Below are 13,824 nucleotides of genomic sequence, written 5' to 3'. Positions count from 1 at the left end.
CCCAGCGGTTCAAACCTGACCTTGCGCTTCAGTGTGCGTCGCATGCTCCCCTCTGCGCGGTCCCGGGTCCCGGTCTCCCTCGCCGGGTCCCTGTGCAACCTAGCAACGCGTGTGCCACTTCGGGGGGGACTGGAGTCGCCTGGAGTGGTGATGTCTCACGGAGCGTGCAAGAGTCCCAAGTTTTTCGAGCAACCAGATCCGATGAATCTGATTCGTTCACGAGGAAGGCATAGTATAGAAGTTGACCGCTCTCCTTCGAGGAGATTAGAATACTGGCGATTCTCCGCTTGGCATGAGGAGATTCTGCTTCTGATCGAGGGACAGCTTGAGGAGGAGCGAATCGTTCCGGAGCGCTGCCTTATCCCTTCACTGCCGAAGGTGAAGGGGAACGAGTACGGATAAGGGAAAGGACAGGATGCCGAAGCTGGGTCGAGTGCTCGTGATCGATGACGAAGTCGACATGATCGAGAACTGTGCCAGACTTCTCATTCGCTTTGGCTATGAGGTAGTGACTGAGGCCGATAGCGGCAAGGCGGCCACGCAGTACGAGCGGGAGAAGCCCGACCTGGTCCTCACAGACCTTCGGATGCCGAGTCTTGACGGTCTGGGTATCCTCCAGGCGATCCGGGCCATTGATCCCGCGGCCACAGTGATCCTGATCACCGACTTTGCCACGATCGAGACCGCCGTAAGGGCGGTCAAAGATGGGGCGTTCGATTACCTGCCCAAACCGTTCTCGGCTGACCAACTCAAGGTGTGTGTCGAGCGGGCGATGGACCAGCGTCGTTTGCGGGAAGAAAACCGGCGTCTCCTGGAGCAACTTACCGAGACCCATCGCTTTGACAACATCATCGGCAGGAGCCTGCCGATGCTTCAGGTTTTCGAGATTATCAAAAAAGTCGCCAAGAGCGAGGCCAATATCCTGATCATCGGCGAGACCGGAACCGGTAAGGAGCTAATTGCTAGGAGCCTTCATGTCAACAGCCGACGGGCGACAGGACCTTTCATCCCCGTTGACTGTGTCTCACTTCCCGAGAACCTGCTCGAAAGCGAGCTATTCGGGCACGAGAAGGGCGCATTCACGGGAGCGCAGGCTGCCCGTCCCGGACTGTTTGAATTCGCAAGCGGTGGGACCATCTTCCTGGACGAGGTGGGCGACATCAGCCTGAATCTCCAGGCGAAGCTGCTGAGAGTTCTGCAGGAACGTCAGGTGCGGCGGGTCGGGTCGAATCGGATTATCGAGGTGGATGTGCGCGTCATCTCCGCTACGAACCACGATCTGGCCCAGGCAGTCGCGACGGGTGGGTTTCGAGAAGACCTCTACTACCGCCTGAACGTAATCTCGCTTCCATTACCGCCCCTGCGAGATCGCACGGGAGATGTCCAGTTGATCGCGCATCACTACCTTACAAAGTACGCAGCGAGCAGCGAGAAGGAGGTCGCTGGTGTCACGCCGGAGGCGATGCGACTCTTAGAGCAGCACAGCTGGCCTGGGAACGTCCGCGAGTTGCAGAACGTAATGGAGCGAGCAGTGGTCCTGGCCGAACATGAGCTGGTGCAGCCACAGGACCTGCCGGAGCAGATCCGCGTAAAGGTCGAGACCGCCTCTACGCTCTCGCCGAATGAGCTACCGCTCAAGCGGGCAAAAGAGGTGTGGGCCGATTCGTTTGAGCGGGACTACCTGATCCGGCTCCTCAAACGGCACGACGGTAATATCTCGCAGGCTGCGAAGGCCGCCTGCGTGGACCGGAAAACGGTACATCGCCTTATGAAGAAGTACGGGATCAGGTCTGCGTAGTGGCCAGGCGTATGAGGTCACCGGGCAATAGCAGGTGAGGAAGGTCGCCTTTTCGCTTGACAGAATGGATCTAAGTGATTGAAGATAAGCTCCGGTATTTGTAAAGCTGGGAGAAGGTTTAGGCGCGTAGCTCAGGGGGAGAGCGCTTGCTTGACACGCAAGAGGTCGGCGGTTCAAGACCGCCCGCGCCTACCATTGCTTGCAATACCCGATGTTGCCGTGGACAGAATCATCTGAACGGAAGAGGGCATCATACCGTTGTGATGCCCTTCTCTTATCGAGACTGGATACGCAGCGTGAGTGAGATCCGGACACAATCGATTGTGATCACCCTGGACGACGGCCGGCAACATGAATTCCCTGCCGGTACGACGGTGCTGGGTGTGCTGGAGGTCGTGGATCCGGCGGCCAAGAAGGAGACGATCGGGGCGATGGTCAATGGGCGTCTTGTCGATCTGAGTCGTCCCATCGAGCAAGAAGCCCGGGTGAAGTTTATTACCGCCAGTTCGCCGGAAGGCCTCTCGATGCTCAGGCACAGCGCTGCCCACCTGATGGCAGCCGCCGTGCAACAGCTTTTTCCGGGCTCACAATTTGCCATCGGTCCGGCGATCCAGGATGGTTTCTACTACGACATCGAGCCGCCTCGTCCGCTCACCCAGGACGATCTGCCGGTCATTGAGGCCAAGATGCGCGAGCTGTCGGAGCAGCGACTTCCGTTCGTCAGGCTTGAGGTTCCGTTGGAAGAGGCGGTCGAGAAGGCGACGGCGCTGAACCAGCCGTACAAGGTGGAACTCCTGGAAACCATCAGAGACCGGGCGCTGGCGCCCGCCGGAGCCGCCGGGCATGATGAGTTGGAGCATGAGATAGATCCCGCCGCGGAGCGGGCCAGCTTCTACACAACGGGGGACTTTATCGATCTGTGCCGCGGCCCCCACGTGCTCGATACGTCGGTAATCCGCTTCTTCAGGCTGACCCATTTGGCGGGTGCCTACTGGCGGGGCGACGAGCGGCGACCGATGCTGACCAGAATCTACGGAATCGCCTTTCCGACACAGGATGCGCTTGAGGCGCATCTGTTTCTTCTGGAGGAGGCGAAGCGGCGGGACCATCGACGTCTGGGCCGTGAGATGGACCTCTTCAGCGTGGATGATGAGGTTGGCGGCGGACTTGTCCTGTGGCATCCTAAGGGGGCGTTGGTCCGGAAGCTGATTGAGGATCTGTGGCGTGAGCAGCACCTCAATAACGGTTACGATCTTATCTACACGCCGCACATCGGCCGAGCAAAGTTGTGGGAGACCAGTGGCCATCTTGATTTCTACCAGGAGTACATGTATCCCAGAATGGAGATGGAAGGGAACGACTATTACGTCAAGCCGATGAACTGCCCCTTCCATATCAAGCTCTTTCAATCTAAGGTCCACAGCTACCGAGATCTACCGGTGCGGTTCGCCGAACTGGGAACGGTCTATCGCTTTGAGCGCGCCGGCGTGTTGCATGGGCTCCTGCGCGTTCGAGGATTTACGCAGGATGATGCGCATATCTTCTGTACGCCGGCGCAGACGGTGTCTGAGGTGGCCCATGCCGTCAGCTTCAGTCTGTTTTTCCTTCGCGCGTTTGGCTTTGATCAGTATGACGCGTACATTGCCACCCGGCCGGAGAAGGCGATCGGGGACCAGACGCTCTGGAATGACGCGACTGAGGCGCTGCGACAAGCAGCCGACCAGGCGGGGCTTTCCTATCAGATCGACGAGGGGGGCGGGGCCTTCTATGGACCGAAGATCGATTTGAAGGTCAAAGACGCCCTGGGCCGTTCGTGGCAGTGTACGACTGTACAGTTCGACTTCAATTTGCCGGAACGCTTCGACATTACCTACGTCGGGGAGGACAACCGCCCGCATCGACCCTTTATGGTCCACCGTGCGATTCTTGGCTCGCTGGAGCGGTTCTTTGGGGTGTTGATCGAACATCATGCAGGCGCCTTTCCAACCTGGCTTGCGCCGGTGCAGGCACGACTGGTGCCTGTGGCCGACCGCTTCCAGCCATACGCTCAGCAGGTTTCTGATCGGCTCAGGACAATAGGGGTGCGTGCGGATGTGGACGTGCGGAACGAAAAGGTCGGTTATAAGATTCGGGATGCTGAGGTGCAGAAGATCCCGTATGCCCTGGTGGTAGGAGAAAAAGAGATCGCTTCAGGCACCGTCTCGGTGCGCAAGCGCGGCGGGCGTGACCTGGGTGTCATGCCGATGGATGGATTCGTGGCCGCGATTCAAGAGGAACTCAAGCCAGCCGTGAAGGCGACCGGGCCGGCTCAACATGAAGGAGGGAGCATCCATCAGTAGAAGTGTCCGGGTGAATGAGCGGATTCGGATCAAAGAGGTGAGGGTAATCAGTCCGGAGGGGGCCCAACTTGGAATCCTCCCGATTCAGGAGGCCCTCGATATCGCCAAAAAACTTACACTTGATCTGGTGGAGGTGGCTCCGGAAGCCAAGCCGCCTGTTTGTCGGATCATGAACTACGGGAAATACCGCTACGAGCAGAGCAAGAAGACACGGGAGGCGAGGAAGAAACAAACGGTCATCCAGATCAAAGAGATCAAACTCCGGCCCAAGACTGAGGAGCATGACTTTCAGTTCAAGGCCAGGCATGCCGAGCGCTTCTTGAAGGAGGGGAATAAGACCAAGGTAACCCTGATGTTCAGGGGCCGGGAGATGGTTCATATTCAGCGCGGCAAGGTCCAGTTGGATCGCTTCGCCGAGGCGCTCAAGGAGATTGCCTTGATCGAGCAGTACCCCAGGCAGGAGGGCCGGAATATGGTGATGATCCTCACCCCAAAGCATTGACAGGAAGGAGCGACGGTGCCGAAGATCAAGACACTCAAAGGAGCGGCCAAGCGGTTCAGGGTGACGGGAACCGGCAAGCTCAGGCGCAACAAAGCGTCTAAGAGCCATTTGCTGACCGGAAAGTCGAGGAAGCGGAAACGAAACTTGCGTCAGCCTGGTCTGGTGTCCAAGGCGGATACGGCCAGGATGGAGCGACTGATCCCCTATCTGTAAGGGGTGAGCACACGGCAATCGGCTGTCAACGCCCAGCTCTCAGGGGGGACAAATCCTGTCTCGTTGTCCTACTGATCGCTGAGGGCTGAAGGCTGGACGCCGTCTTATCCGGAGGAAGAAGGATGCCACGCGCAAAAGGCGGATTCAAGACGAGACGCCGCAGGAATAGGGTTCTGAAAGAGGCGGAGGGGTACTGGGGTAAGCGGAGTAAGGCGTACAGAAGCGCGCAGGAGGCGGTCGATCGGGCAAAGAAGTATGCCTATCGTGACCGCAAGGCTCGCAAGCGCGACTTTCGTAGCCTGTGGATCATACGGATCAATGCGGCGGCCCGCCTGACTGGCCTGTCATACAGCGCCATGATGGGTGGTCTCAAAAAGGCCGGCGTAGTCGTCGACCGAAAGTCCCTGGCCGAGTTGGCTATCCAGGATCCTGGAGCGTTTATGAAATTGGCGTCGACGGCCCGGGAGCACTTGGCGGCCTGAGAATTACCGATCGCGTTATTGTTGGCTAAGGCATGCCCCGACCTGTGTCGGGGCTTGTTGTTGTGGGGGAGAGGTGGAGGCGCTGCGACAGGAGCTTCAGGATCTGAGGGCGGCGGCTCTTGAGCAGATTGAGCAGAGCGTCGATGCGGCCCAGCTCGAACGGGCACGCGTACAGTTTCTCGGTCGTAAGGCCAGATTGACGGCAATCCTTCGGCAATTAGTCACGCTGTCGCCGCAGGATCGGCGGGCGATCGGCCTGTTGGCCAACCAGGTCAAACAGGCGATTGAGGAGTGTATTGCGGCCAGGCGTGCGGCCCTGGAATCGATCCCGAGTGATGAGGTGCTGGCGACAGACCGGATCGACGTCACCCTTCCAGGGCGACGGCCGACTATGGGGCGCCTGCACCCCCTCACCCAGATCATCCGCGAGATCTGCCAGATCTTCGCGGAGATGGGGTTTGCCGTCATCGAGGGGCCTGAGGTCGAGTGGGACTACTATAACTTCGAGGCCCTGAACATCCCGGAGGATCATCCGGCTCGAGAGATGTGGGACACCTTCTGGATCGATCCGGCAAGCGCCCAGGCCGACAGACCGATGCTGCTCCGGACACATACCTCGCCGATGCAGATCCGCATTATGGAGCAGACCAGGCCGCCGATCCGCATCGTCGTACCCGGCAAGTGCTATCGGTACGAGGCGGTGGACGCCAGCCACGAGAGCCAGTTTCACCAGATCGAAGGGCTGGCGGTTGATGAAGCCATTACCTTCGCGGATCTGAAGGGGACGTTATATGCGTTCGTCCGTCGCCTCTTCGGCAAAGATCGGAAGATCCGTTTCCGATGCGACTATTTTCCGTTCGTCGAACCGGGCGTCGATATGTCGATTGACTGTTTCCGCTGCAAGGGCGCCGGATGCCGGCTGTGCAAGGAGAGCGGGTGGCTCGAGATCCTGGGTGCGGGGATGGTGCATCCGAATGTCCTGACGCGCGTCGGGTACGACCCGGCCAGATACTCCGGCTTCGCCTTTGGTCTGGGCCCGGCCCGTGTCGCCATGCTCAAGTACGGTATCGACGATATCCGCCTCTTTCACGGTAACGACCTCCGCTTCCTTCAGCAGTTCCCCTGAGACGTATCTGTTTCCCCTCGTACTTCGCTCCCAACGATGACCGCGTAGACCCTTCGTTCTCTTTTGTCATTGCATCGAAAGTCCCCCTCACGCCGTCATTGCGAGGGAGCGTAGCGACCGAAGCAATCTCACGCTGCAAGTGCGGTGGGATTGCCGCGCTTCCGTTGGTCGCTCGCAATGACGAGTCAGTGAATGGCACGGTTTCGCCACAATCTTCCATGCCCATCCGCCTGTGCGTGTCCGCACACAGATACGATAGATCTCAATAAGTCAATACTAATCATATATTCATCCATATCTCGCTTATTCATCTGATATCACTCCGTTTCGGCATTATTTCCTTGACATACTGGGGGGGGGGGACGCTATAAGTGCGTTTTAGAGACGATGTAGTTTGCCGGTAGCCTCGCACCATCTTTCCATTAGTCATACAAGCTTCGACGGATGAGATAACTCCTGGCTGGCGCAAGCTGGTCGGGAACTTATTTCTTAACTAAAAACGTACTCGATCGGCAAACAAAGAGGTCAGAAGCTGCCACGGCCCATTGTGGTCTGAGACGCCGCCTACGGTGAAGGCGGCAAGGAGGTGATGCCGGGTCTCGCAGTAATCCACTTCTCGCGTAGCGCGCAGGAACCCGCAGTCCAACTTTCTTGATGGAGTGAGATTCGACAGTCGGACTCAACACCCTTCGGAAAGGAGATCCCATGCGACGCTATCAGACGGCCCTCGTCATTCTCACCCTTACGCTTGCGGCGCTTTTCCCGGAATCATCCCACGCAGCCCTGCCACGGGACGGGAGGAACTGCTACATCTTCGTCCACGGCAAGCAAACGACCAATCAAAGTTATTATTACTGGAGCGTGGCTCGCGCCTACTGGAACGATCCCTCCGGGATCACTAGTGGTACCATCGGCCTCGTGATGTCGCCTTACCCCTTCGAGCAGCGGAGTTTCTACGTGGTCAACTACAACGGAAGCGCGGCTTGGTGGGACGCTACGGCCGGGGGCACGGTGGCGTGGCAGATCCTTAATGCGACCAACGGGGGCTCTGACAATGGTGGTAACCGCTGTGCCTACAGCTATGCGCAGGGAGGCCGGTTCATCGTCATCGCCCACAGCATGGGCGCGACGATCATGGATGCGATTCTCGGCAACTCTCGCCCCGGCGATCCCAACTACAACTACGCGGGTTATCCCTTGAGCACGGTAGCCCAGCGGATCTCCTATGTCATCAGCCTGTCCGGGGCCCATCGTGGTTCGGAGTTGGCGGATGCTGTCTGCAAGGGCTTGAGTTCGGTCTGCGGGTTCATCGCCTGGTGGGTGGCGAGCTGCGATGCCGCTACGGATTGGCTCCGGACGGACGTTGACCGTAATGTTATGACCTATAGTAACGCGCCGGCAAGAAACGTCTGGCTCATCGGTGGCTACCGCGGCCTCGCCAGCAGTGTCTGCCTGAGTGGCCAAGACGACGGGGCGGTCCAGTACGCGTCGCAGTTCGCCTGTAACGGCTTGGCGACGACCCCATATAGTAATCCCTGGGTGTGCGGCAACTTGTATAAGCAACAGGCATTCGGGTTTCGAAACGTCGACGCCGCCTACGAAGACCATTTCCAGTGCAAGGACTGCAGTCAATGGGGTCAAAGGATTGCGATCACCGATGGTGCCTGGTACTGTGGTTCAGCCCCATGTCAGCCAGGCACTATCATCTTTAACTCGAGCCCCACCTGCGCGATCCTGTCAAGCTACGCGGACCAATTGTGGTGATCGAGAACGGTTGAGCACAGGCCCAACCGGCAAACGCCGAGAGAAGGGAGAAGGAACCATGATGAGAGCCTCGATGTCGTATGCGGTACCACTAATCCTGATGATGACGGCCATTGCCTTTGCAGGGGTGGCCGGCGCGCAGGTGCAGATGCCAGAGGGACCGCTGCCGGGCATTAGCCTAGGCGGACCGGATATGGCGGCCGAGTCGGCGCGAAACTATCGTGAGCGAGCCCGCTACCCCCAGGACTCCTACCCGCTCCAAGGGGGTCACGCACACTTATTTCCGACTGGTGGGCCTACCTGGCCCTACCCGATACCATCGCTGGATCCCAGCGCCCCGGTCATCAGCACGTGGGCGGCCCAAGTCAGCTTCCAGTACCCGGCGCCCGTGGACCTTTTCCTCTCGCTGACGCCGGGCAAGAGCGCCACACCTGGATCGATGGTCGCCCCGGCCCGGTCGGTCACAGGCGAGATCGTCAACGACGCGAGGGAGGTGATCGGGATGGTCGACTACCACGACGATGGTCAGGCGCCCGATGAGCGCGCCGGCGATGGCGTCTACGCTGTCCGCTTCATCATGCCCGAGGCGCAGGTGCCGGACTTGGCCGACTCGTTCAATGTCCGGATCGAGGTAGTGATGGCTGACGGAGCGGTGCAGCGGTTCGGTAGCAGCTTCCACTACAGCAATCCGCACGCGCACTTGACCGGCCGCTATCGCGATGTGGTCCGGCAAGGAAGCCTGGTCATTTCGGCTGAGATCGAGGTGCGGCGGAAGGGGCGGTTCCATCTGGCTGGATATCTGGCGTCGAAGGCAGGCGAACCGATCGGCTATGCCCAGACCGCAGCCGAGCTCGAGCCGGGGCGGTACTGGCTTGACCTACAGTTCTACGGGCTGATGTTCCACGATCGACACATCGCAGGACCCTATAAGCTGGCATCACTGGTCCTCAGGACGGCCACCCGGATGCCCGGTACCATCGGCATGCCGGTATTGGACGCCCATATCACCCGAGCCTACCGGCTGGAGGAGATGACAACGGAGCCGTTTAACGAGCCGAACCTGCTGGACGCCGCCCGGCGACTGGAGGAGGCGGCCCCTGGGGCGAAGAGCCCGCCGCAGCCCTGATTGGGTGATCGTTGGTCCGGTCCGGCCGGACCTGACGGACGACATGTAGCTTCATCTGTACGCTGTACAACCTCGTGGGGGAGTTTCAGCGGATCCTGAGGCAGCTAACCCTGCGGACCGCGCTCTTTGCGTGTGGGGCGGCCCTGGAATCGATCCCGAGTGATGAGGTGCTGGCGACAGACCGGATCGACGTCACCCTTCCAGGGCGACGGCCGACTATGGGGCGCCTGCACCCCCTCACCCAGATCATCCGCGAGATCTGCCAGATCTTCGCGGAGATGGGGTTTGCCGTCATCGAGGGGCCTGAGGTCGAGTGGGACTACTATAACTTCGAGGCCCTGAACATCCCGGAGGATCATCCGGCTCGAGAGATGTGGGACACCTTCTGGATCGATCCGGCAAGCGCCCAGGCCGACAGACCGATGCTGCTCCGGACACATACCTCGCCGATGCAGATCCGCATTATGGAGCAGACCAGGCCGCCGATCCGCATCGTCGTACCCGGCAAGTGCTATCGGTACGAGGCGGTGGACGCCAGCCACGAGAGCCAGTTTCACCAGATCGAAGGGCTGGCGGTTGATGAAGCCATTACCTTCGCGGATCTGAAGGGGACGTTATATGCGTTCGTCCGTCGCCTCTTCGGCAAAGATCGGAAGATCCGTTTCCGATGCGACTATTTTCCGTTCGTCGAACCGGGCGTCGATATGTCGATTGACTGTTTCCGCTGCAAGGGCGCCGGATGCCGGCTGTGCAAGGAGAGCGGGTGGCTCGAGATCCTGGGTGCGGGGATGGTGCATCCGAATGTCCTGACGCGCGTCGGGTACGACCCGGCCAGATACTCCGGCTTCGCCTTTGGTCTGGGCCCGGCCCGTGTCGCCATGCTCAAGTACGGTATCGACGATATCCGCCTCTTTCACGGTAACGACCTCCGCTTCCTTCAGCAGTTCCCCTGAGAGATCATCTGTGCGCCGGAGCGTTGCCCTCCACTCTCTCTGATCCCGCCGCAATTTCCCATCGACACTCAGGGAAGTGACTGCTACGAGTTGACTGCTCGGTCCTATCCTTTTTTGCTCATCGCAGAGGGAAAGGATGCAGACGTGACGAGTGGTGGGAAGCCGCAACTAGCCGAAACCGGCATCAAGCCGAAAGCGAACGTCCATATGGCCCATTGGGGCATCATGCGCCATGAGGGGCCGTTCTGTTTCGAGGGGATCTCCGTGGAATGGCAAGAGCGTGAGGAGCCCGGCGGATGTGCTGTGAATCAAAGGGGTATTATGCGGAAACCATATAAGACCTCAAGACAGAGCACGCGGCTCAGGTCGTATCGCGACTGCGGACCATACGCAATGAAATCGTTCACGCTCCCGCGCCCAGGATTGCGCCGCTCGCAGCTGATCCAGGTGTTCGGCCCCGCCTGTGCAGGTATCGTGGCGGAGTGAATGATCATTGACAAGCTGTAATCGCTCGATTACAATCTTCCTATGTTCTTGATCAAGCCCTGCCCGAATTTATCGAATGGTTGGACGGTCTGTCCGATGCGTTGGCCAGTTGATGGTGTTGCTCGTTGGCGGCTCCAAGCGTACCCAGAAGACTGATATCAAGCGCGCCAAGGCATTGGCGGCGCTATTGGATTGAGTGAAGGAGATGACCATGACCCAACGTATCAAGGTGGCTGACTTGCCTGAGTTTGATGCCGCGCCGTATCTCGACAGCGAGGCGGCGATTGCGGCTTACCTGACGGATATTCTAGAAGCGAACGATTCGGCGTTGCTGGCGTCGGCCCTGGGAGACATCGCACGGGCGCGTGGCATGAGCGAGATTGCCAAGGCATCCGGACTGACCCGCGAAGCCTTGTACAAGGCGCTCAGACCCAATGCAACGCCGCGCTACGACACCATCGCGAAAGTCTGTAGGGCGCTGGGGGTGCGGCTGGTGGCACAGGCGATTCATGCGTGAGTCTCCAAAGTCTGAGCCGCAGCCGGCCGCTCAACTTGAACATCCACTTCGTTTATGTGGTAGGATAGCAAGAATATGCGGGTCGTGCATACCTAGCACCTAAGTCAGTGGTGGCGTACAATGAGTTCGTCGCTGGAGGTCTTCCCATGAGAGCAAAGGAAACCGTGAGGGAACTGCTCGATCGTTTGCCGGATGACTGCAGTCTGGACGATGTGCTCTATCATCTCTACGTTGTCCAGACGATTCAGCAGGGTCGTGCTGAGGCCGATGCGGGGCATCTTATCAGTCACGCCCAGGTTGCAGAGGCGCTCCGGCAGAAATGGCAGCTCGGCGTCGGCCAGTAGTCTGGACTCCCAGCGCGCAGGCCGCACTCGATGGTGCGCTCGAGTACATCGCTCAAGAGTCGCCCGAAGGCGCGCAACGAGTCCTTCATGCTACGCTTGATCTTGCCACATCTCTTGAGACCCTCAGCGAGCGTGGGCGTATCGTCCCTGAGCTTGATGATCCTTCAGTTCGCGAGGTCTTCGTCTATTCATATCGCCTCATCTATGAAGTCCGGGGGTCGGAGGTCCGCATAGTTGCTTTCCTTCATGGAGCGAGAGACTTCGCTCGCTGGTGGCGGGCTCAGACTTGAAGTCGGGTAATTCGATGCGGTTGTAACCACCATCGCAGCAATGCGCACAGAGCCATGGTAAAACAGATTGAAGCGAAGCGGGAGTACATTCTCGGCATTACCGGGGCAAGCGGCGCGGCCTTAGGCATTCGCACGCTCGAAGTGTTCTGCGAGCTTGGCCTGCCTGTCCATCTGATCGTGTCCGAAGGGGCGAAGACGACACTTCGACAAGAGTGCGGACGCACGGTGGAGGATCTCAAGCGCCTCGCCACCTTTTTCCACGACGATCGGGACCTCGGCGCTTCCATCTCGAGCGGCTCCTATGTCTCGCCCAACGTGACCGCGATGATTGTCTCACCGTGCTCGATGAAGAGCCTGGCGGCCGTCGCCACCGGCTATACTGAGACCTTGATCGCCCGAGCCGCCGACGTTGTCCTGAAGGAAGGCAAGCGTCTTGCTCTCGTGGTGAGGGAGAGCCCCTTTACCGCCATCCATCTGGAACAGATGTTGACATTGGCAAGATCGGGCGTCAGAATCATTCCACCGGTTCCGCCGTTCTATCAGAAGGCACAAACGGTCGAGGAGTTGGTGGACCAGATCGTCGGACGGGTGCTGGATCAAATCGGTCTTTACACCGACCTACCGAATCGGTGGCGGGGCACGGGATAACGGTCGAGGTGTTACTGGCGATTGCCTTGCCTGATTCGTTATCTGCTTCCGTTCGCTGCCGTTCCATGCTATACAATTCAGTCAAGTAACCAGTCAGGTGGTCAGACTGAAGGCTGAAGGAAAGCCGCAGTATATAAGGATAATCCGATATGATGGAACAGGGAGTTTTCCAGTTTATTGCCCACGGTGGGATCACGATGGTGATCCTCGTGATGCTTTCCATCTTTTCGCTTGCGGTAATCGGCGAGCGGTTCTATACATTTTATAAGGCTCAACAGGCGACAGGGCAGGTCGCCGAAAAAGGGTTGCAGTATGTGGCGGACGGGAAAATGGCTGAGGCGCTCCGCTTGTGCAAAGAGAACGCCGGCAGCCCGGTTGCCAAGGTCCTGGAGGCCGGTCTTGTGGCCATCATCGATCAGGAAGGTTTGGCCCTCTTCGGCAAGCAATTTCCGCGTCGACTTGAATCGTGTAAGGGGGCGATGCAGCGAGCTACTTCCACAGAAATCTCCCGTCTGGAACGGTATCTGGGTTCATTGGCGACCCTTGGCAATGTCAGCCCATTTGTCGGTCTCTTCGGGACCGTTCTGGGGATCATTCGAGCCTTCGAGGCGATCGCCAAAACAGGATCCGGCGGGCTGGGTACGGTATCGGCCGGGATAGCCGAAGCGCTCGTGGCTACGGCTGCAGGCTTGTTCGTGGCGATTCCTGCGGTCATCGCGTACAACTATTTCGTCGGCAGGGTCAAGCTGTTTACCGCAGGTATGGACAATGCGGCTTCGGAGATGGTGGACAGGCTGTTGGATCAGGCCGCCCATCACGGAGAATAAAGAGGACAGGCATGCAGACTAACGGTGGGAAAGATCGGCGAATACTCTCAGAGATCAACATCACTCCTTTGGTGGACGTGACACTTGTCCTGCTGATCATCTTCATGGTCACGACCCCGATGCTCCAGCGTGGGACTGATGTCCAGCTCCCGACAGCGCAGGCGTCGCAGGTGAAAGAGGAGGAGCGCATCACCCTGACGGTGACAAGAGACAGCCGCATTCTCGTCAATAATAAAGAGGTGCCCAGGCAGCAGCTTGAGGCGCACCTCAAATCCATGACCGGTTCCGGGAAGGAGCGGGTACTCTACTTACGCGGCGATGCCAGGGTCCCGTACGGTTTCGTCATCGATGTGATGGATGCCATCAAATCTTCCGGTATCGAGACGGTCGGGATGATTACCGAGCGAGC

15 protein-coding genes, 1 tRNA gene and 1 pseudogene are annotated in these 13,824 nt (G+C 58.9%); all 17 read left to right on the top strand.

What is annotated here, in order from left to right; genetic code table 11:
• The coding region (locus PHV01_RS12215; RefSeq protein WP_337291435.1) for a hypothetical protein at positions 1-402 on the top strand (402 nt) is incomplete at its 5' end.
• Positions 403-415: 13 nt separating this feature from the next.
• Entirely contained in the window at positions 416-1,798 is a 1,383-nt protein-coding gene (locus PHV01_RS12210; protein ID WP_337291434.1) for a sigma-54 dependent transcriptional regulator, read from the top strand.
• A gap of 120 nt (positions 1,799-1,918) precedes the next feature.
• A tRNA-Val gene (locus PHV01_RS12205) sits at positions 1,919-1,993 on the top strand.
• 101 nt (positions 1,994-2,094) lie between these two features.
• A complete protein-coding gene (gene thrS / locus PHV01_RS12200) occupies positions 2,095-4,137 on the top strand; it encodes a threonine--tRNA ligase (protein ID WP_337291433.1) in 2,043 nt (680 codons plus the stop codon).
• A gap of 10 nt (positions 4,138-4,147) precedes the next feature.
• Entirely contained in the window at positions 4,148-4,639 is a 492-nt protein-coding gene (infC, locus tag PHV01_RS12195) for a translation initiation factor IF-3 (protein WP_337291432.1), read from the top strand.
• Positions 4,640-4,654: 15 nt separating this feature from the next.
• The gene (gene rpmI / locus PHV01_RS12190) at positions 4,655-4,852 is read left to right on the top strand and encodes a 50S ribosomal protein L35 (protein ID WP_337291431.1); all 198 of its coding nucleotides are present in this window, start codon (positions 4,655-4,657) and stop codon (positions 4,850-4,852) included.
• Between the two features lie 122 nt (positions 4,853-4,974).
• Positions 4,975-5,334, top strand: coding sequence for a 50S ribosomal protein L20 (gene rplT, locus PHV01_RS12185; RefSeq protein WP_337291430.1), 360 nt, complete (start codon positions 4,975-4,977; stop codon positions 5,332-5,334).
• A gap of 73 nt (positions 5,335-5,407) precedes the next feature.
• On the top strand, positions 5,408-6,460 hold the full coding sequence (gene pheS, locus PHV01_RS12180; protein WP_337291429.1) for a phenylalanine--tRNA ligase subunit alpha: 1,053 nt from the start codon (positions 5,408-5,410) through the stop codon (positions 6,458-6,460).
• Positions 6,461-7,165: 705 nt separating this feature from the next.
• Positions 7,166-8,224, top strand: coding sequence for a hypothetical protein (locus tag PHV01_RS12175; protein WP_337291428.1), 1,059 nt, complete (start codon positions 7,166-7,168; stop codon positions 8,222-8,224).
• Positions 8,225-8,282: 58 nt separating this feature from the next.
• Positions 8,283-9,350, top strand: a complete 1,068-nt coding sequence (locus PHV01_RS12170; protein ID WP_337291427.1) for a choice-of-anchor X domain-containing protein — start codon at positions 8,283-8,285, stop codon at positions 9,348-9,350.
• A gap of 140 nt (positions 9,351-9,490) precedes the next feature.
• A pseudogene (gene pheS, locus PHV01_RS12165) lies at positions 9,491-10,303 on the top strand (phenylalanine--tRNA ligase subunit alpha); the annotation flags it as partial.
• A 144-nt stretch (positions 10,304-10,447) separates the two neighbouring features.
• Positions 10,448-10,789: a hypothetical protein gene (locus tag PHV01_RS12160; RefSeq protein ID WP_337291426.1), complete on the top strand. Its 342-nt coding sequence runs from the start codon at positions 10,448-10,450 to the stop codon at positions 10,787-10,789.
• Positions 10,790-11,000: 211 nt separating this feature from the next.
• On the top strand, positions 11,001-11,306 hold the full coding sequence (locus tag PHV01_RS12155; protein WP_337291425.1) for an addiction module antidote protein: 306 nt from the start codon (positions 11,001-11,003) through the stop codon (positions 11,304-11,306).
• Between the two features lie 146 nt (positions 11,307-11,452).
• Positions 11,453-11,650 (top strand): hypothetical protein, encoded by a 198-nt coding sequence (locus tag PHV01_RS12150; RefSeq protein WP_337291424.1) that lies wholly within the window; start codon positions 11,453-11,455, stop codon positions 11,648-11,650.
• Positions 11,651-11,994: 344 nt separating this feature from the next.
• Positions 11,995-12,588 (top strand): UbiX family flavin prenyltransferase, encoded by a 594-nt coding sequence (locus PHV01_RS12145; protein WP_337291423.1) that lies wholly within the window; start codon positions 11,995-11,997, stop codon positions 12,586-12,588.
• Positions 12,589-12,737: 149 nt separating this feature from the next.
• A complete protein-coding gene (locus PHV01_RS12140; protein WP_337291422.1) occupies positions 12,738-13,415 on the top strand; it encodes a MotA/TolQ/ExbB proton channel family protein in 678 nt (225 codons plus the stop codon).
• Between the two features lie 11 nt (positions 13,416-13,426).
• Positions 13,427-13,824, top strand: a 398-nt coding sequence (locus PHV01_RS12135) for a biopolymer transporter ExbD (RefSeq protein WP_337291421.1), incomplete at its 3' end; no start/stop codon positions are given.

The organism is Candidatus Methylomirabilis sp. (assembly GCF_028716865.1).
Lineage (GTDB): Bacteria > Methylomirabilota > Methylomirabilia > Methylomirabilales > Methylomirabilaceae > Methylomirabilis.
This window is presented reverse-complemented; position numbering and strand designations above follow the sequence as displayed.